Annotated in this window: 18 protein-coding genes, 1 tRNA gene and 2 pseudogenes; 12 read left to right on the top strand and 9 right to left on the bottom strand. The window is 67.2% G+C overall.

The features are described from left to right. Positions 1 to 705 (top strand): annotated as a pseudogene (locus ACLP4W_RS11580) (cyclase); the annotation flags it as partial. Positions 706 to 710: 5 nt separating this feature from the next. On the opposite strand, the gene ACLP4W_RS11575 reads toward ACLP4W_RS11580, so the two are convergent. After that, complete coding sequence (locus ACLP4W_RS11575; RefSeq protein WP_442386258.1) at positions 711 to 1415, bottom strand: DUF3060 domain-containing protein; 705 nt, start codon at positions 1413 to 1415, stop codon at positions 711 to 713. A gap of 56 nt (positions 1416 to 1471) precedes the next feature. On the opposite strand from ACLP4W_RS11575, the gene ACLP4W_RS11570 reads away from it, so the two are divergent. After that, positions 1472 to 2497 (top strand): NADP-dependent oxidoreductase, encoded by a 1026-nt coding sequence (locus ACLP4W_RS11570; RefSeq protein WP_442386257.1) that lies wholly within the window; start codon positions 1472 to 1474, stop codon positions 2495 to 2497. Between the two features lie 4 nt (positions 2498 to 2501). On the opposite strand, the gene ACLP4W_RS11565 is transcribed toward ACLP4W_RS11570, so the two are convergent. Next, a complete protein-coding gene (locus tag ACLP4W_RS11565; RefSeq protein WP_442386256.1) occupies positions 2502 to 3155 on the bottom strand; it encodes a hypothetical protein in 654 nt (217 codons plus the stop codon). A 119-nt stretch (positions 3156 to 3274) separates the two neighbouring features. Between ACLP4W_RS11565 and ACLP4W_RS11560 the strand changes: the two genes are divergently transcribed. Together ACLP4W_RS11560 and ACLP4W_RS11555 are read left to right on the top strand one after the other, a co-directional pair. Then, the gene (locus ACLP4W_RS11560; protein ID WP_442386255.1) at positions 3275 to 3727 is read left to right on the top strand and encodes a MarR family winged helix-turn-helix transcriptional regulator; all 453 of its coding nucleotides are present in this window, start codon (positions 3275 to 3277) and stop codon (positions 3725 to 3727) included. Positions 3728 to 3852: 125 nt separating this feature from the next. Further along, positions 3853 to 4677, top strand: a complete 825-nt coding sequence (locus ACLP4W_RS11555) for a glycoside hydrolase family 16 protein (protein WP_442386254.1) — start codon at positions 3853 to 3855, stop codon at positions 4675 to 4677. 3 nt (positions 4678 to 4680) lie between these two features. On the opposite strand, the gene ACLP4W_RS11550 is transcribed toward ACLP4W_RS11555, so the two are convergent. Next, positions 4681 to 6198: a glycosyltransferase family 39 protein gene (locus tag ACLP4W_RS11550; protein WP_442386264.1), complete on the bottom strand. Its 1518-nt coding sequence runs from the start codon at positions 6196 to 6198 to the stop codon at positions 4681 to 4683. Between the two features lie 171 nt (positions 6199 to 6369). Here ACLP4W_RS11550 and ACLP4W_RS11545 point away from each other — a divergent pair, with 171 nt between their 5' ends. The 3 genes from ACLP4W_RS11545 to ACLP4W_RS11535 all read left to right on the top strand — a co-directional run bounded on the left by ACLP4W_RS11545 (position 6370) and on the right by ACLP4W_RS11535 (position 8118). Beyond that, a complete protein-coding gene (locus ACLP4W_RS11545; RefSeq protein ID WP_442386253.1) occupies positions 6370 to 6675 on the top strand; it encodes a hypothetical protein in 306 nt (101 codons plus the stop codon). Positions 6676 to 6760: 85 nt separating this feature from the next. After that, the gene (locus ACLP4W_RS11540; RefSeq protein WP_442386263.1) at positions 6761 to 7411 is read left to right on the top strand and encodes a GAP family protein; all 651 of its coding nucleotides are present in this window, start codon (positions 6761 to 6763) and stop codon (positions 7409 to 7411) included. 26 nt (positions 7412 to 7437) lie between these two features. Next, positions 7438 to 8118, top strand: a complete 681-nt coding sequence (locus tag ACLP4W_RS11535; protein ID WP_442386252.1) for a GAP family protein — start codon at positions 7438 to 7440, stop codon at positions 8116 to 8118. Here ACLP4W_RS11535 and ACLP4W_RS11530 read toward each other — a convergent pair. The 6 genes and pseudogenes from ACLP4W_RS11530 to ACLP4W_RS11505 all read right to left on the bottom strand — a co-directional run bounded on the left by ACLP4W_RS11530 (position 8109) and on the right by ACLP4W_RS11505 (position 11365). Continuing rightward, positions 8109 to 8846 carry a hypothetical protein gene (locus tag ACLP4W_RS11530; RefSeq protein ID WP_442386262.1) on the bottom strand — a complete coding sequence of 246 codons (738 nt, stop codon included), beginning with the start codon at positions 8844 to 8846 and terminating at the stop codon, positions 8109 to 8111. The genes ACLP4W_RS11535 and ACLP4W_RS11530 overlap by 10 nt on opposite strands. Positions 8847 to 8935: 89 nt before the next feature. Then, positions 8936 to 10345 (bottom strand): xylulokinase, encoded by a 1410-nt coding sequence (locus ACLP4W_RS11525; protein ID WP_442386251.1) that lies wholly within the window; start codon positions 10343 to 10345, stop codon positions 8936 to 8938. Between the two features lie 38 nt (positions 10346 to 10383). Then, positions 10384 to 10569, bottom strand: a pseudogene (locus ACLP4W_RS11520) (alpha/beta hydrolase); the annotation flags it as partial. A gap of 228 nt (positions 10570 to 10797) precedes the next feature. Further along, positions 10798 to 10974: a hypothetical protein gene (locus ACLP4W_RS11515; protein ID WP_442386250.1), complete on the bottom strand. Its 177-nt coding sequence runs from the start codon at positions 10972 to 10974 to the stop codon at positions 10798 to 10800. Between the two features lie 74 nt (positions 10975 to 11048). Next, a complete protein-coding gene (locus ACLP4W_RS11510) occupies positions 11049 to 11198 on the bottom strand; it encodes a hypothetical protein (RefSeq protein ID WP_442386249.1) in 150 nt (49 codons plus the stop codon). A gap of 93 nt (positions 11199 to 11291) precedes the next feature. Further along, a tRNA-Gly gene (locus tag ACLP4W_RS11505) sits at positions 11292 to 11365 on the bottom strand. A 296-nt stretch (positions 11366 to 11661) separates the two neighbouring features. Here ACLP4W_RS11505 and ACLP4W_RS11500 point away from each other — a divergent pair. From ACLP4W_RS11500 to ACLP4W_RS11480, 5 genes are all read left to right on the top strand, one after another. Next, positions 11662 to 12306 (top strand): hypothetical protein, encoded by a 645-nt coding sequence (locus ACLP4W_RS11500; protein ID WP_442386248.1) that lies wholly within the window; start codon positions 11662 to 11664, stop codon positions 12304 to 12306. 36 nt (positions 12307 to 12342) lie between these two features. Further along, positions 12343 to 12915, top strand: a complete 573-nt coding sequence (dcd, locus tag ACLP4W_RS11495; protein WP_442386247.1) for a dCTP deaminase — start codon at positions 12343 to 12345, stop codon at positions 12913 to 12915. 108 nt (positions 12916 to 13023) lie between these two features. Next, positions 13024 to 14925 carry a DUF7159 family protein gene (locus tag ACLP4W_RS11490; RefSeq protein WP_442386246.1) on the top strand — a complete coding sequence of 634 codons (1902 nt, stop codon included), beginning with the start codon at positions 13024 to 13026 and terminating at the stop codon, positions 14923 to 14925. Between the two features lie 286 nt (positions 14926 to 15211). Then, entirely contained in the window at positions 15212 to 16645 is a 1434-nt protein-coding gene (locus ACLP4W_RS11485; RefSeq protein WP_442386261.1) for a DUF7159 family protein, read from the top strand. 220 nt (positions 16646 to 16865) lie between these two features. Further along, the gene (locus ACLP4W_RS11480; RefSeq protein WP_442386245.1) at positions 16866 to 18290 is read left to right on the top strand and encodes a DUF7159 family protein; all 1425 of its coding nucleotides are present in this window, start codon (positions 16866 to 16868) and stop codon (positions 18288 to 18290) included. Positions 18291 to 18302 lie beyond the last annotated feature (12 nt).

Genomic DNA, 18302 nt, shown 5'->3' with positions numbered 1-18302 from the left:
GACGAAAGCGTTGCCCTGGCCAGGTCGGTTGGCGGCGCAACCACCCGGCCCTTTGTGCAGCTGTACAGGTATGCGGCCGCGACGCAGAACGGCGCCGTACTGCCCGATGCGCAAGACGTGGCGCAGGTGGCGGAAACTCTGGAAATCGCGCAACGGTCCGCGAATAACACCGCCGTCGCGTACGCCCTGCTTAACCGAGCGACGACGTTGATTCACAACGACTCGGAAGACACGGCGGCCGGCTTGGAATTTCTGGCGAAGGCGCGCGAGATGATCGTGAACGAACAGCTTATCGTGACACTGCGACGAATGTCGGATATCGAAGTTGCCCGGGAGCGCGCGCGATCTGGGGATCTCGACGGCGCGATCGATTTGGCCACAACAGTTCTCGGCGAGCAGTTCGACACCGGCGAGATGATCTTCCGCGGGCCCGCCACGACGGTGTTAGTCGAGGCCCTGTTGTCGCGCGGCCCGACCGCCGACATCAAGGGCGCGCAACGCGCGATCGACAAGCTGGCGGCGGTACCGACCGAACCAGGATTCGTGCTGCACGAGCTTCCGCTGCTGCGACTACGGGCCCTGCTAGCGCGGGCGTGCGGCGATGGGCCCGGTTATCAGCAGTTCCTGGAACGCTTCCGGGCCAAGGCAGCTGAGGCCGACTTCGAGGGATATCTGGCGCAGGCCGAAGCGATGGCGGGTGCCTGACGCGCTCAACCCTGCTGGACGACGTTCGAATCGCCGGAATTGTCGATCGTCGGCGTGCCCGAGTGGTAGATGACCTTGTTGTTGAAGCCGGAGGCTTCGACGGTGTCGACGGCATCGACGGTGATCGAGTTTTGGACGCCGGACACGGTGATCTTCGTGCAATGGCCGGTGATCACCACCGTGTTGGAAATCCCACTGATGCTGACGATGTTGTCGCTGCAGGCGATCGTCCGGTTCTCGTTGATACCCGAGACGCTGAGCTTGCCGCCCGGCGGTGGCACGGGTGACGTCGACGGTCCGGGTGTTTGAGTCCTGCCGGTCGGCGGCGCCGGGCTACTCGGGGGGCTCGGCGGCGAACTGATGCCTCCGGAGATGGTCGGGGGGGAGTTGATGATCGACCGGACACCGGAAAGCTGGTGTGCGGCGAAGGCGGCGATGCCCCCCGCGAGGGCCAGAAAGCCGATGACGATGACGGTGCCCACGATCCACCACATGCGGTTGCCCGACCGTTTCGGCGGTGGCCCGCCAAACGGGCCGCCATAGGTCCACGGGCTCGGTGGTGGCGGTGCCGCCGGTGGGCCCGCCGGGCCGGGCGGGTAGGCGTAACCGCCGGGCGGCTGTGTTCCTCCCGTTTCGCACGCGCGTGCCGTGTCGGCGAGGGGCTGCTCGAGTTCCCGGATGCGTTCTTCCGGGTCATCCTGCCGTTCCATGCACCGAATATGCCATTCATTCGGGTAATTTCGGCCCTTTCGGTAGTTTCAGCACCGTGCCCGAGTTGCCGAACCGCCAGATCCTGCTGCGTCGCCGCCCGACCGGGCTGGTCCAGCCCGGTGACACGGAGCTGGTCACCACGCCGGCGCCCCAGCCCGCGGACGGCGAAGCGCTGGTGCGAACCACCTACGTGGGCCTCGACGCCGCGGTTCGCACCTGGCTGAATGACCAGCCGGGCTACCTTCCGCCGGTGCAGCTGGGTGAGGTCATCCGCGCGGCGGGGATCGGCGAGGTCGTGGCGTCGCGCTGCGACGCCTACGAGGTCGGCGACGTCATCACCACGCTGACCGGCTTCCAGGAGTACGTGATCGTCCGCGATGACGTGTTCAGCACGCCCATTTCCGGCAAGGCCGCGGTTGACCAGCTGGCGGTGATGTCCGTGTATGGCCCGACGGGGGCCACCGCCTACATAGGGATGACCGACATCGGTCGGCCGCAGCCGGGGGAGACGGTGGTGGTCTCGGCCGCCGCGGGTGCCACCGGGTCGGTGGCCGGACAGATCGCCAAGATCGCCGGCGCCCGGGTGGTCGGGATCGCCGGCGGGCCGGAGAAGTGCCGGGCGGTGGTGGAGGACTTCGGGTTCGACGCGTGTATCGACTACAAAAGCGACGACCTGACCGCTGCGCTCAAACAGCATTGCCCCCGCCGCGTCGACGTCTACTTCGACAACGTCGGCGGGCCGATCCTGGATGCGGTGCTCGGCCGCCTGGCCACCAAAGCTCGGGTGGTGCTCTGCGGCGTCATCTCCAGCTACCTGAGCGGAGAGCACCCAGGACCGGCCAACTACGTCAACCTGTTGTCGAAAACCGCTCTGATGCAAGGATTCAACGCGCTCGACGAGTGGGGCCGTTTCGACGAGGCATTCGCCGCGCTTCGCCAATGGGAGCACGAGGGCCGGATCAAGCACCGCCAGACCATCTTTGAGGGCATCGAGTCGTGCGTCGACGCCCTCAACGGGCTATTCACCGGGGCCAACATCGGCAAGATGCTGGTCAAGCTCAGCGAACCCGCTTCCCTTTGAGCCCCTAGTCCTCGCCGAGGATGCGGTGCAGCGCCTTCTTGGCGTCGGTCAGGACTTCCAGAACCTTGGTCCGGGTCTCGGCGAGTTGCTGCTTCTGCTCGTCGGTGCCCGTCCAGGCGATGGTGCGGGCCAGTCCGGCGAGTTCGAAGAGTGTCCTGCGGATCTTGAAGACGTCGCCGAACTTGGCCGCCCGCCCCAAAAAAGCGTGCGCGGTCTCGCTGCTGACGCCCCGCCAGGCCAGCACGTTCCGGCCGAGTTCGGTCAGTGTCGCCACGCCGTTGTCGACCGTTACCATGCCCCGGCCGGCGAGCAGTCCAATGGCAAGCTCCGCCAGGTCCTGCGGCGGGGTGAACGCACCCTCGGTTGCGTCGGACACCCGTTGCACGACCTGCGCGGCGTCAGCCGGCCCGTCGAGCAGCATCGCCGCGGTGACGAACGCGGCACGCTTGAGAAAAGGACGGCGACCGCCGGGGCCGAAACCCGGCCCTGCGCCAGGGCCGCCGAAACCACCATGGCCCCAGCCTTTTCCGCCCCAGCCACCGCCAAAACCGGGGCCACCACCACCGGGGCCGCCAAAACCGGGCCCGCCAAAGCCGCCGAAGCCGGGCCCGCCAAAGCCGGGTCCGCCGAAGCCGCCGAAGAATCCACCACCAGACATCGCTGTCGTTCCTTTCCACATCGGACTATCAAGTTCCTTGATACCACTGACCGCGCGGATGTCAATGAAATTGATGGTTGCCTGGGGGGAACCGTCTGGCGCGTGCCAGCATGTGGAACATGAGTCAATCCCACGAGGAGCCGCTGGGCTCTCTGCTGTACCGCGTAATGGCGGCGCTGCGGCCCCAGGTTGCCGCCGAGCTCAAGCCACTGGGACTCGGCCTGCCGGAATTCGTGTGCATGCGGATCTTGTCGTCGCATCCGGGGCTCACGAGCGCCGAGCTGGCTCGCGGCACCAACGTCTCCGCGCAGGCGATGAACCAGGTGCTGCGCGCGTTGGAGGACCGCGGTGTCCTGAGCCGCCCGGCGTCCAGCCCGGCGGGCCGGGCAATGCCGGCCCGGCTCACCCGCCGCGGCAAGGCCTTGCTGAAGCGCGCGCAGGCTGCCGTACAGGTGGCCGAACAACGGATCTTGACGCGGCTCACCGCCGACGAACAGCACCACCTCAAGCAACTGCTCTATGCCGCGGGAACCCCTGCCGCAACCCAGTCGAACAGCATTTCGGCTGGATAGAGCCGCGCGCCGAGGATGCGCGGCACCCTCCCGCATGGTTTCATAACACCGTTTGCGAAAGTTGCTTATGGGGAATCATGCGGTGCCGGAGGTCCCGGCTCTTTAACGATTGGGTGGTATCGGATATGGATCGTCGCAGCATGTTGTTGACCACGGGGATCGGCATGCTGGCGGCCGCGGCCGCGATTCGCGTCCCGGAGGCGCAGGCCCACCCGTCCCCGCCAACCGCACCGGCTGGCGGCGCCGGGCCCTACATTTTCTCCGACGAGTTCGACGGCCCGGCGGGCTCGGGTCCCGATCCGGGCAAGTGGACGGTGCAGACCTGGCAGGACGACGTCTTCCCGCCGGTCGACGGGATATACCGCAACGATCGCCGAAACGTGTTCCTCGACGGCAAATCCAATCTTGTCCTGTGCGCCACCCAGGAAATGGGCAACTACTACACCGGCAAACTCCGCGGCAACTTTCGCAGCATGATCAACCAAACCTGGGAAGCGCGGGTAAAGCTGGACTGCTTGTTCCCTGGCTTGTGGCCGTCGTTCTGGGGTGTCAACGAGGATCCTCTGCCCGACGGCGAGGTCGATATCTTCGAGTGGTACGGCAACGGATCGTGGCCCCCGGGAACCACCGTCCACGCGGCATCCAACGGGAAAACCTGGGAGGGGAGATCGATTCCCGGTCTGGTGGACGGCGGTTGGCACACGTGGCGAATGCATTGGGGCGAGGACGGGTTCCAATTCTCGCGCGACGGGGCACCGTACTACAGTGTTCCCAACAAACCCATCAAGGTCCACGGCGGCGCTCCTGACGACTTTCGGTGGCCGTTCAACAATCCCGGCTACTGGATGACTCCCATGTTTACGCTTGCGGTCGGTGGGGTTGGCGCCGGCGATCCCGCCGCAGGTACCTACCCGGCGTCCATGCTCATCGACTACATACGCATCTGGTGAGAGTCATCGCTGGGCCTTGATCACCTGAACCAGGTTGAACTGCCAGCGCTCCACTAGCCGGAAGCCCAGGTCGTGGGGGACCGCGAAGGCTGGGGTTGCTCCGTAGCGTGGGCCTGGTGGTAGCGCCGAGCCCTGTTGGTGAGCGGGCACTGACGCGTCGGCTTCGGTGATGACCCAGACAACTCCGCAGTGGCTCAACGGCTTGGCGACGACTTCCGGTGTGAGGTTGGTGTCGAAGACATCGTTGGTGTCCGTTGCCCGTTGCCACAGGGTCAGGTCGACGAGCTTGCGATACGCATCCGGACGCGCCGCCATCAACGGCCGCATCGGGGCAGGCATGAAGGTCACCGTGTCGTTGACGAGTAAGCAATCGCCGGGTGCCGCCTTCGCGGTGATCAGATCTGCGACCTGGCTGTAGTCCATACCGTATTTGGCATAGGGATTACGTTGCGCACAAATATAGTTCGGCGTCGCGGCGACAGCGAACAGAGTTACCAGGGCCGCCGTCGCCCATGGCTTGACGGCCACTGCCGCGGTGCAGACGCCGAGCACCAGTGCCATCGCCGGTGCGGTGAAGGATAGATAGCGCGGCGTGTAGACCGAGTGAACCAGCGCCGACCAGGTGACGATGAGCGCGGTCGGTATCACCAGCCACGCGACCGCCAGGGTCAGCAGTTGCCGATCCGGCTGTGCCAGCCGCGCGGATGTGCTGAGCCACAAGACAATAGCCGCCGCTATGACCAGTGCGGACAAAATCGCGAACGGTGGGCTTCTCTCGAAGTACTGCTGAACCGCCACATCTTCGATCGTTCGGTACCCAATCGGTGCGATCCATTTGATCTGTTGGACTTGCCCGACGACCTCGATCACGAACGGCGCCAAAGCACAAACCGCCAGAACCGACGTAATGCCGAATGGGACAAGGACGGTTCGGCCATGTCTTTGGGGGGGCCGGAAGGCGCAAATGAAGACGACGTGCGCCATCAACAACAGCGCAAGATACATGTCAACAAGCATCGATGTCACCAGGCCGATGCCGTAACACAGCCAGAGCCAACGGCTTTCACGGCGCGCGGCGACAACCAGCAGCACCGTAAGCCACACGCCGGCCATCATCGAAAGGGCATATGGGCGAGCCTCGATGCCCGCCCACGTCGTGCGAGGCAAGATGGCGAAGAACACCCCCGAGGCCACCGCGGCAGTGCGGGACGAGAACTGCCTGGCCAGCACCACCACTCCGGCGGCGGCGCCCCCGATGGCCAGGCCACTTGGCGCGCGGGACCAGAACTCCGTGGGCGGAAAGATCTGGAACCAGCCGTGCATGAGCGCGTAGTACAGGCCGTGGACGGCGTCGACGTTGCCCAACATGCGCCATAGCTGAGCAAGGGAACGACTGTACGAGGCCGAGATGGTTGCGGCCTCGTCGTACCAGAAAGACGGACGACCGGCGCCGCCCAGGCTTAGTGCGGCGGCCAGCACCGCAACGATCAGCGGGTCGAGCGCGGCCGGCGGCGGTGCCAGCAGGTCGCCGCGACGCGCACCACGCTGATGCTCTGACTCGCGGACATCGGAGACGCTCACCGAGCCACCAAACGGATCGCGGTCTCGCCGAACACCACCACTATGTTGCCAGAAGCAGACCGGGGAAATGGCGGGCTAAACCCACCACCGATTCGAACGTATGATCGACAAATGGCCGACCTCGCGTCGATCGGATACAACGGCCAACCGGTCCGCAGCCCGTTTCGGGTGGTCCGTCCGCCGATCACGGTGCTGGTTGACCTGACGGTGCTGTTCCCGCGCGAGCCGCACCGCTCGGGCCGGTATCAGCCCAACGGTCTGCAGCTGCACAAGGTCGTCGAGGGTCGGCTGAGCTGCTGGGGCATCTGCGAGCAGGGCGACTGGTGGGGCCTGGTGACCTACCCGATCGCCTACGGCTCCAAGCGGAGAACCGTGACGCACTGGGTACCGGCCTGGACGCTGCGCCGGGCGAGGTGAACATTGCGTGCGATGTGCGACTAAGCGCTGCTTGCGGGTCAAGTCAATGCGATGATTGCTGCCCGTGGCAGGCAACTGGGGTTCTGTGCTCAGCAAGCTCATTCCGCTCGGGCTGGTCATCGCGATCTCACCAATCACGGTCATCCCGGCGGTGCTGGTCCTACACGCGCCCCGGCCCCGGCCGGCCGGCCTCGCCTTCCTCGGCGGCTGGCTGGTGGGTCTGGCCGCCCTCACCGCGGCATTCGTCGGGGCCTCCGACCTGCTCGGCGGTCTGCACCAGGCACCGCCGACCTGGGCGTCCTGGGTGCGCGTCGTCCTGGGGTCGGTGCTGATCGTGTTCGGCGTGTATCGCTGGCTGACCCGGCATCGGCAGGGCAAGACTCCGGGCTGGATGCGCTCGTTTTCCAGGCTCACCCCAGTGCGCGCGGGGGTGACCGGGACGGTGCTGACGGTGGTGAGACCGGAGGTGCTGATCCTCTGCGCGGCGGCCGGCTTGGCCATCGGTACCGGCGGGCTGGGCGCCGCGGGCGCCTGGATATCCGGCGCCGTCTTCGTCGTGGTCTCCGCTTCGACGGTCGCCATTCCGATATTGGCTTATGTCGGCGCCGGTGACCGCCTCGACGACGCGCTGGAACGGCTTAAGGTCTGGATGGAACAAAACCACGCCGCCATGCTCGCTGTCATTTTGGTCCTGATCGGTTTGCTAGTGCTCTACAACGGAATTCATGCTCTTTAGTAACGCAACACGCTAGATTGCTGCCCATGACAGGAAGCTGGGGCTCCGTGTCGACCGGGCTCATTCCGCTCGGGCTGGTCATCGCACTCTCACCGATCACCGTCATCCCGGCTGTGCTGGTGTTACAGGCGCCGCGGCCACGGCCGAGCGGCCTTGCCTTCCTCGGCGGCTGGGTGCTGGGCTTGGCCGCGGTGACGGCGCTCTCCGTCGCGGCTTCCGGCCTGCTCGGCGGCCTGGACAAGTCGCCGCCGAGGTGGTCGTCCTGGCTGCGCGTGGTCCTGGGGTCGGCGCTGATCGTCTACGGCATCTTCCGATGGTTGATCCGGCACCGCCACAGCGAGTCGCCGGCCTGGATGCGCTCGTTTGGCGCCATCACGCCGGTCCGTGCGGGGCTCACCGGGGCGGCGCTGGCGGCAGTGAGACCGGACGTTGCGCTCATCTGCGTGCCGGCCGGCCTGGGCATCGGCACCAGCGGGCTCGGTCTCGCCGGTGACTGGTTGGCCGCCGCGTTCTTCGTTGCCATCGCGGCTTCAAGCGTCGCGATCCCCATTCTGGCCTACGCGGCAGCCGGTCAGCGCCTCGACCCGACGCTGGCGCGGGTCAAAGACTGGATGGACAAGAACAACGCCGCCCTACTCGCGGCGATCCTGGTCGTAATCGGTGTGATGATCCTCTACCACGGAATTGATGCTTTGCATCATCTGTAGCCCCCGTCGGACAGGCCGGCGTCTTCTTCGAGCCGGTTTGTCTTGCCGAAGACCCACTCGCGGATCAGTTCCCGGCTGTAGTCCCTGAGCATGCCCGCGTAGCCCTTCGCCGCCCACTGCTGACTGTGTCGCTCCTCGTGGTGGAGCAACCGGTCCAAATCGAGGTTGCCGGCGCGCCCAGAGCGGACGATCTGACGAAGCCGCTGGGCGGGATCGGTGAGGTAGCCCATGTTGACCATGAACACGTCGCCCCAAGCGGTGCCGCCACGCCGGCTGAACTGCCGCTGGATCAAATTGCCGCCAAGGCCCATGAGCATGCCGTTCGGGGTCGTGACGAGGCGCCCTCCGTTGCGATCAACGAACCCGACGTCCCGCGAGTAACTCCAGCTGTTTGCTTTCTGCCGGTTGATGATTCGCGCGATCTCGGCGGCGGAGTAGGGCGTCTCGGGGAAGTCCGCGGGCTGCCTGCCCGCCTTGCCGTAATCGGTGCCCGCGTTGAAGACGTAGGTCATCAGCGTCGCGATGCGCACGTCGTCCCCGGTCGTTCCCCGCGGGATGAGGAAGAACGACTTGCCCTTCGGGTCTTTGACCTCCTCCATTTTCCCGAGGACGGCAAAGCTGTCCGGGGTGATGGCGTGCCGTCGGGCGATCTCGACGATGACGGCCGGACGCACGCCCCGTCGCTCGGCGTTTTTCAGCCACTTCTTTGAGTAGCCCTGTGCCTCCATGTCGTCGGGGAGCGAGCGCATGCTTGTCAATTCTTATCGGCCTTATCCGTCCTATCGGTCACTCGAGATTATGCGGAGCTGGTCGGCGGTCACCGTTGTGCGCCTTCGGTCAGGTCGCGCACTTGCGCATAGCGTTCCAGCACGGCCGGCGCCGGGTCGGCGGCGTACTCGTCGCTCGGCCGAGGCGTCCAGGCGGGTGGTCGGGGCGATCCGCGCAACGCCCAGGCCGCCTGCAGTGCCGCGCCCAGCGCGACATACTCGGCGGGGTTGGGCGCCAGCACCGGCATCCCGAACACCGCGGGTGCTATCTCGCGAAGTGCCCGCGATCGGGCGCCGCCGCCGATCAGCAGAATCCGGCGCGCAGCGATGCCATTCCTGGTGAGTTGTGCAAGGCCGTCGGCTAGCGCGCACAGCAGCCCTTCCACCGCGGCGCGGGCCAGGTTGGCCGGCGTGGCATTCGATACCCGCAGGCCGTGCAACGCGCCAGTCGCGTTGGGACGGTTGGGAGTGCGTTCACCCTCCAGGTACGGCACCAGCACCAGACCTTCGCTGCCCGGCGGTGCCGAGAGCGCAAGTCGGGACAGCTCGTCGTGGTCGAGCCGCAGCATCGCGGCGGCCGCGTCGAGCACCCGCCCACCGTTGAGCGTGCACACGAGCGGCAGGTAGTGCCCGGTGCCGTCGGCGAATCCGGCTACGAACCCGCTGTCGTCGCGGACCGGGTTCGCGGTGACCGCGGCCACGACCCCTGACGTGCCGACCGAGACGATCACGTCGCCCTCTTCGGAGCCGAGGCCGAGCGCCGCGGCAGCGTTGTCGCCGAGGCCGGCCCCGAATGTCCGCCCGTCGCCGCTGGTCGAATCCGATGGGCCCAGCACGATCGGCAGCTCGGGGCGGCGACCACGCATGGCCAGCTCGAGCAGGTCGAAACGGTAATCGTTGCTCGCGGCGTCGTAGTAACCGGTGCCGCTGGCGTCGCTGCGATCGGTGGTCAGCGTCGCGATGTCTAGAGTGCCTGGGCCGCTCCGTAACCGCCACGTCAGCCAGTCGTGCGGTAGGCAGACGGCGGCCGTGCGATCGGCAAGCTCTGGCTCGTTGTCGGCGAGCCACCGCAGCTTCGACACCGTGATCGCGGCCAGCGGCACGACACCGACGGCCTGCGCCCACGCGCGCGTTCCGCCGAGCTCGTCGACGAGCGCGAGTGCTGCATCGGCCGAGCGCACGTCGTTCCACAGCAGTGCGGGCCGCACCACCTGGCCGGTCGAGTCCAGGCATACCATGCCGTGTTGCTGCGCACCGACCGCAATCGCGTCGACGTCATCCAACCCGCCCGCGGATGCGATCGCGTCCATTGCGGCGGATTCCCATGCCGCCGGGGCGATTTCGGTGCCGTCCGGGTGGCTGGCGCGGCCCTCGCGGATCACCGCACCTGTGTCGGCATCACACACCACGACCTTGCATGCTTGTGTGGACGAATCGAGGCCGGCGACCAGGACAGTCACTCGTTGTCCCGCTTGATGAGTGCGTCGATCACCGTGCGTTCTGATCCACCGGCACTCAGTGCGTCGAAGCGCAGCATCCCGGTACCGTCCGCGGCCGGGCAGTCCTTACCAAGCGTGAAGCCGCGCGAAAACACGCCCCAGCCGCGCACCGCCCTGTCCGGCACCTCGACAATTCCTGCCAGGTTCGGGCCCGCGGAGCGTAGGAACGTGACACGTTCGCCCATGGTGGAGATCTAACCTGCCCTGGATGGCGCGCGTAAGGTCTTGCGGCCAAAGGTGTCGCGGTGACGTCGGCCTTGCGTTAGATGAGAAGCCGGCAAGTCTTTCGAACACCTTCGACGGTGTTTGCGCTCATCACACCGGAGCCGATGACGGGAATCGAACCCGCCAGTCGCGGTTGGCTGTCGCCGGTTGCGGTAGCGGATCCGGCTGAGCCGAATCCCGAGGGGGTGTTATGCCGCGAGGCCGGCGGCCCAGGCGTGAACGTCAGCATCACTACCGACGATTTGTGTCTTGATCGTCATGGAGGGCGCGTAAAGCGTGCCCACCCAACGCCCCATCTCAAAGTCCACCCGCAGCACCGAACCGTTGGGAAACCTGTAATGCCCAGTGCGCATCGCTGTGCCCATTGGTCACTCCCATCGGTGTCGCTGCGGCGGTGAGCCGCTCTCATATAGGTAGACGGGCGAGCACGCGAAAACGGTCACTTTTGGGCGGCTCTTTTTGGTGAGTTGCCGCCCGGCGTCGTGCGGGTGTGGTCCTGCGGCGTTACGACGGACAGCTCGTGCGAGTCGATGTAGTGCCGACCGCGGGTGTCGTAGTAGTCGATCGTCAGGGTGAACTCATCAGGCACCGGTTCCGGGGCGACATCGGATCGAGTTGTGTCACGCGCGTGTCACTGACAAGTGCTTCGAACACCTTCGAACGGTGTTTCCCCTGGTCGGAGTGGAGCCGATGACGGGAATCGAACCCGCGTATTCAGCTTGGGAAGCTGATGTTCTGCCATTGAACTACATCGGCGCGCCCGGGAATGTCCGGCCTGAGAAGGCTAGCATCCTGCACCGCGCCCGCAGCCTGGTTCTTCGGGTGCTGCTGTCCCATAGTGACCCAAGTGCCAAAATCACAGCGGCGCGATTGGGCCCAGATACGGAAAGTAATTCGAGCGCGGCAATCGAACGCCGCTATCAAACTGCGAAGCTTTCTGGCGCGACCCAAGTAACCCGTCTGCCCTCGTAGACGGGTGGAAAGAATTTCCGCCCCCTGATCTTGAATGTGCCATATTCATTCTTTCGTTATTTTGTCGTAATGTGCTTTCCGTGGGTCGGCATGAATTACCCGGGGCCCGGCGAAAGTCGCCAATGGTCCTGGCTGCGGGCGTCGCCTCGGTCGCTGTGTTCGTCGCGGCGGGGGGAGACGTTTGTTCCGGCGCCGCCCGCGAGCGCACCAAGCCGGTTGTCGCCGACGTCGCGCCGTCCCGCTTGGAGGTCGTGACAGCACCGATCGCCGATAGGTCCGCCGAAGGTGCGGGTGCCGCCCAAGGTCGGCTGGCTCGGGCATCGAGATTGCGAGTCGACAGCCGCTTTCTGCCCGTCGGGGTCGCAAACGAGCGGGGCATGCAGGTCAGGACCATCTTGGCGGCTCGCGCCGTCAGTGCGGCGTTCCCCCAGATTCATGAAATCGGCGGCGTTCGACCGGATCCGCTGCCATGGCATCCCCTTGGTTTGGCGATCGACGTGATGATCCCCAACCCCGAGACCGCCGACGGCATAGCGCTGGGAAACGAGATCGTCGCGTTCGTGCTGCAGAACGCGAGCCGATTCGGGATGCAAGACGCGATTTGGCGCGGCGTTTACTACACGCCCAACGGCGCGCAGCCAAGCAGGCTCGGCCACTATGACCACGTCCACGTCACCACTACCGGAGGCGGCTACCCGACGGGCCGGGAAGTCTATCTCCGCTGAGCCCGCGTCCCGTCCACCGGCAGATAGGCTCAACGGGTGCTGCTCTCCGATCGTGACCTCAGGGCCGAAATCACCGCCGGGCGGCTGGGCATCGACCCGTTCGACGACACCTTGGTGCAGCCGTCCAGCATCGACGTTCGCCTTGACCGCATGTTCCGGGTGTTCAACAACACCCGCTACACCCACATCGACCCCGCACAGCAGCAGGACGAGCTGACGAGCCTGGTGGAACCCGTCAACGGGGAACCGTTCGTGCTGCACCCGGGCGAGTTCGTGCTCGGCTCGACGCTGGAGCTCTTCACCCTGCCCGACGACCTCGCGGGACGCTTGGAGGGCAAATCGTCGCTGGGCCGCCTGGGCCTGCTGACGCACTCGACCGCCGGCTTCATCGATCCGGGCTTCAGCGGCCACATCACGCTCGAGCTGTCCAACGTCGCCAATCTGCCGATCACCCTGTGGCCCGGCATGAAGATCGGCCAGCTGTGCATTTTGCGGTTGACCAGCCCGGCCGAGCACCCTTACGGCAGTTCGCGTGTGGGGTCGAAGTACCAGGGTCAGCGGGGACCGACGCCGTCTCGGTCCTATGAGAACTTCATAAGATCTACATAAGTTCGTCGGGGTGCCGGCACAGTCTTTCTGCGCGATGATTAGTTGGTCCGTGGTTTCTCCTCCGCCCGACCATGGTTTGGCAAATCGTTACCTTGGGAGGGGTTTGTTTTGGATATCGTGCTCGGGGTGTCGATGGCACCGGCGTCGATCCAGATGGTCGTGCTGGAAGGCGAAAACGCCGACGGAGCCACGATAGAAGAGGACGAGTTTCGCGTCACTGCCGCCGACGACTCGGCCACTGCGAGCGCGCCCGATCGAGTAATCGCCGCCATCCTGGGCACCCGCGAGGGCGCCACCGATGCCGGCCTCAAGCTGTCGTCCATCGGTGTGACGTGGACCGACCAAATAGAAGCGGCCGCCTTGCGCGACGCGCTGGCCGCCCACAAGCTCGAGAACGTCATGCTGGTGTCGGCGTTTCTGGCCGCGACGGCGCTGGCTCAAAGCGTCGGCGGGGCAGTCGGTTACGAGCGCACCGCGGTGCTTTTCGTGGAGCCCGAGACCGCGACGTTGGCTGTCGTCGAGACCTCCGACGGTTCCGTCACCGATCTCTACAGAGAACAAATCTATGCCGACTCCTACGACGAGGCCATCGCCCAACTCACCGGCATGATCGCCGGGATCGAGGAGCTGGAATCCGCTCCGGGCGGCCTCTTCTTGGTCGGCTCGGGTGTCGACATCGCCCCGATCAAGCGGGCACTGGATTCGGCCACTTCGCTCAACGTGAGCGCGCCGGAGGAGCCGGAGACGGCGCTGGCCCGCGGTGCGGCCCTGGCGTCGGCGAACGCGCCGCTGTTCGCCTCGTCGACCGCGGCGCTCGCCTACGCACAGGACCCCGGCACCGGTGCTGCCGACCTGTACGCGCTGCCCGACTACCTCAGCGTTGCGAGTGCCCCCTTCGGGGCAAAGCTCGGCGACGACGAGCTTGCCTACAGTGCGGTGCGGGACGAGGACGCAGATGCCAAGACCGTCGTCATCGAAAAGCTCTTCGCTCCCCAACAAGACCAACCGCGTCGCAGGCCGGTCCTGCTGGTCGGCAGCGGGTTGGCGGTGGCCGGCATCAGCGCGGTCCTGGCGCTGGAAATTGCGCTCGCGATCGGCATCCGCACGACCGTCGCTTTGCGGCCCACCCCCAGCCAAAACCTCATCGTCCCAACGCAACAGGCCCCGGCGCCCGCGCCGGTAGAGGCGTCCGCGCCGGCCTTGAAACTCAGCGCGCCGCAGGCGATGGCGGCGCCCAGGCTGCCAGCCGCCGCACCGCTGCCCGCGGCTCCGCTTCCGGCAGTTCCAGTTCCCGCGGCGCCCGTGGTGCCGGTCCCTGTGGTGGTGCCTCCGCTGGCGCCGGTTCTCGTTCCACCGGTCCACGTGCCCCTCCCCGACCCGGCAGTCCAGGCGCCGCACCTTTTGGCACCGCAGGCTGTGGTGCCGCAACAGCCGCTACACGTCCCGCAGCCGCAGGCGCCGTCGCACGGTGGTGGCATGGTTCCGGAGTCGCCACCCCACCAGACGCCCCCGTGGCAAGGGTCCTCTCCCAGGTCAGGAGGGCCTTTCGGCGAGGGCGGCGGCCACGTTCCGACCCCCGGGGGCCCGGGCGAGGTTGGGCCTATCCACATCCCCGGTGAAGGCCCGGGCGGTGTCGGTGGTGGTGAGCCCGCCGGGCCTGGGCCGTTCGGCGGCCCCTTTGGTGGTGGCGGCCCCTTTGGTGGTGGAGGCCCCTTCGGTGGCGGCGGCCCGTTCGGTGGCGGCGGTCATGGCGGCGGTGAGCCTGCCGGACCCGGGCCGTTCGGCGGTGGCGGTCACGGCGGTGGTGGGCCGTTTGGCGGTGGCGGTGGGCCGTTTGGTGGAGGCGGCGGGCCGTTTGGTGGAGGCGGCGGGCCGTTTGGCGGCGGGGGCCCCTTTGGTGGTGGCGGTTTCGGCGGCGGCCACGGTGGCTTCGGCGGCGGTGGTGGCGGCTTCGGCGGCGGTGGTGGCGGCGGCCATGGCGGCGGTGGCGGTGGCGGGGGGCGCAGGTAGCCATCGGCTGGCGGCCGGGTGTCGCACAGTGTTGCAACACGGTTAACGAATGCCGACTTGCGCTTACCACCCCATGGTCACGCGGGTAGGGTCGACGTACTGGGGCACGCCGAAAAACCCGCGCCGCTCCGTTTCTCAGAACCAGAATTTCATAGTGCCCAGCTAATCTCGGATAAGAGAGCCCGCACGCTGCTGTGGCAACAAATCCGGACCGAATAGCTAGAAATGTGTGTTGTCGACGGAATTTTCGCGTCGGCACAGCAAACTACCGAAAGGGACTTTGGCGGTGGTGGGCATCGTGCTTGGCGTCTCGATGGCGCCAACGAAGGTCCGCATGGTGCTGGTCGAAGGTGAAAGCGCCGACGGGGTGGCTGTCGACCAGGACGACTTTGACGTCGACGGGCACGGGTCGCCCTTCACCGCGCCCAATCAGGTGGTCTCAGCCATCCTGGGCACCAGGGAGGGCGCCGCCGCGGGCGGCTACCAGCTGCTCTCGGCCGGAGTGACCTGGACCGACCACGTCGAGGCCGCGCTGCTGCGCGACGCCCTGATCGCGCACAAGATCGAGAACGTCATGCTGGTCTCGGCCTTCATGGCCGCAGCCGCCCTGACCCAGGCCGTCGGCGCTGCCACTGACTATGCGCGCACCGCGCTGCTCTTCGTCGAGCCGTACACCGCGACCTTGGCTGTGGTCGATACCGCTGACGGTTCGATCTCCGAGGTGCGCCGGAGGGTTCTTGCGGACGACGAAGACCGGGCGGTGGCCGAGCTTGTCGAGATGGTCTCGGGCGCTGCGGCGCTGGAGGCGAGCCCCGAGGGCGTCGTCGTCGTGGGTTCGGGCGTCGACATCCCGCTGATCAAGCCGGTACTGGAGGCCGCGACTTCCCTCGAGCTGTCCGTACCTGACGAGCCAGAGATGGCCCTGGCCCGCGGTGCGGCACTGGCATCGGCGAATGCGCCGCTGTTCGCGTCGTCAACGGCCGCGCTGGCTTACGCGCTGGACCCCGGCACGGGCGAAGTCGACCCGCTGGCGCTCGCCGGCCAATCTCCCGGATTACTACCCGGATACCTGCCCGAATACCGCAGCGCTCCGGAGCTTCCCGCCGATGCCAAGAAGGGCAGGCCCAACGTCGCCTACAGTGCCGTGGCGGACGAGGACGCCGAGGCCCAAACCGTGATCGGTCTGGACGAGGGCGCGCAGCGGCGCAAATCTCTTCTGCTGGTGGGCAGCACGCTGGCGGTGGTATTCATCAGCGCCGTTGTGGTGCTTGAGATTGCGCTCGCGATAAGTATCCGCCCGACGGTCGCGATGCGGCCCAGCCCCAACGAAAACATCGTTGCGCCAACCCAGCCCGCGCCCGCACCACCGGCTGTGGCGAAGCCGGAAATTCAGGCGCCTGCGCCGGTGGCCGTGCCCCATCACATGAACCCGCCGGCCATAGCCCCGGCTCCCGCCGCTCCGCCGGTGCCCGTGATTCCGCCGCCCGTCTTCGTTCCCATTCCCCGCGTTCCGGTTGTCGGGCCTCCGGAGCCAGGACTGGGGGGTCCCCGCGGGCCCCACGGCGGCGGGCCGGGCCCCCGCGGGCCCTTCGGCGGCGGCCACGGTGGCTTCGGTGGTTGGCCTTTCGGCGGTGGACACGGCTTCGGCGGTTTCGGCGGTGGGCACGGCTTCGGCGGTTTCGGTGGTGGTCACGGGTTCGGGGGTTTCGGGCACAGGTAGCCGTTCAGGACTCCCGACGATCACGACGGTGGTGGCTGGCTCCGCCGTCGTCTGGGACACAGGATCCCGGTCCCCTAGCCGAGCCCGACGGGCGGACCGCGCGTAAAATCGGGGCACTGGGGGAATACGGGATCGGGACCTACAGCGTCTCGCCGTTGCTGGAGTTTGCGACGACCGCGTCCCCCGATGCCACTGGCTAGCAAATGACGATGGAGGAGCTTTGGACACCGTGCTTGGTGTGTCGATGGCGCCGACGGCAGTCCGGATGGTGCTGGTCGAAGGTCAGAATGGCGATGGCGCCACCGTCGACGAAGAAAATTTCAGCATGGCCGCTGATGACGACGCGGCAACCCTCAGCGCAGCCGACCAGGTGGTCGCGGCGATCCTGGGGACCCGGGAGGGCGCGGCCGAGGGCGGCTACCAGCTGGCGTCGACCGGCGTCACGTTCACCGACCCGATCGAGGCGGCCGCCCTGCGGGACGCGTTGGCCGCCCACAAGATCGAGAATGTGATGTTGGTCTCGGCCTTTTTGGCTGCGACCGCACTCGCGCAAGCGGTCGGCAACCAGACCAACTATGCGCACACCGCGCTGTTGTACATCGAGCCCGACACCGCGACCCTCGCGGTCGTCAATTCGGCGGACGGCTCGATCGCCGACGTCCGTCGGCAGGCCCTGCCCGACGAAGACGAAGCGGCGGTGACCCAGCTGGCCACGATGGTCTCCGGCGCCGAGACGTTGGCGACGCGACCGGACGCCGTGTTCGTCGTCGGTTCCGGCATCGACATCCCGATGATCAAGCCGGCGCTGGAGGCGGCAACCACGCTTCCGTTGACAGCGGCCGAGGAGCCGGAAACGGCATTGGCCCGCGGGGCGGCACTGGCGTCGGCGAACGCTCCGCTTTTCGCGTCGTCCACCGCCGCGCTGGCCTACGCGCAGGACCCGGGCACGGGTGCCATCGATCCGTTCGCGGTGGCCCCCGGCTACTTGGCGGGTCCGGCCGGCGCCGGCGACGACGCCCTCGCCTACAGCGCCGTCCCCGACGACTTCGGCTACGTCTACACCGGCGAGCAGACCGCCGCGACCCAGCTGGTCGGCGCGGGCTATCACGACCGCCGGTCATTCAGGCTGGTTGGGAGCGCGTTGGCCGCGATCTTCGTCGTCGGTGTGGTGGCGCTGGTGGTTTCGCTGGCGATCGCCATCCGGCCGACCGCCGGTGTACAGCCCAGCCCCGGGCACCACGTGGTCGCTCCCACCCAGGCGGCTCCCGCTCCGGCCGCTCCCGCTCCCGAGGCTCCTGCTCCGGCCCCCGCTCCCGTCCCCGAGGCGCCCGCTCCGGTTCCCGAGGCGCCCGCTCCGGTGCCGGCCGCTCCCGCGCCGGTTCCCGTGGCCCCGGCGCCGGTCCCCGTCCCGGTACCGGAGGCTCCGGCGCCCGCGCCGCCACCGGTGGCGCCCATTCCAGTGCCGATTCCGCTGCCAATACCGGGCATCGGCGGCCCGCCGGGGGGCGGGTTCGGGCCTGGCGGTGGGTTCGGGCCCGGCGGCGGAGACGGGCCTCATGGCGGTGGCGGGTTCCCCGGGTTCCCCGGCGGCGGAGGCCACGGGGGCTTCGGCGGAGGTCACGGCGGGTTCGGTGGTCACCACTAGGCCTCTCGAGGC

This window comes from Mycobacterium sp., from assembly GCF_052145595.1.
Classification (GTDB): Bacteria; Actinomycetota; Actinomycetes; order Mycobacteriales; family Mycobacteriaceae; genus Mycobacterium.
This window is presented reverse-complemented; position numbering and strand designations above follow the sequence as displayed.